Below are 352 nucleotides of genomic sequence, written 5' to 3' on the forward strand. Positions count from 1 at the left end.
CGCCATAGGCTTTTTTGTACCACTCGCCTAGCGAGTGGTTTTGGGATACAAAAACAGACCAGACTGCACGTAAGACAGTCTGGTCTGTTCCTTATCTTAATGAGATTAGGCTTAGCCGGGGGTTGCCTTTGGTGCCAGCAACCCCAAAAGCACCGAATTCCGATGGAATTCGGTGCTTTTTACTGCTTGATTTTACATTTCTAACCTATCTTCCAGAGAAATGGGTTGAGGTGGCAGTAGTTCCTCCAGTTTTTCCGAGTAGGTGTTCGCCATTTGGAGATGCGCCGTCGGTGCTGTGTGCAGATAGGTATCCGCCGTAAAGTTGTAGTTGCTGTGCCCGAGCCAGGTCTGA

This window comes from Flavonifractor sp., assembly GCF_019422385.1.
Taxonomy (GTDB): domain Bacteria; phylum Bacillota; class Clostridia; order Oscillospirales; family Oscillospiraceae; genus Flavonifractor; species Flavonifractor avistercoris.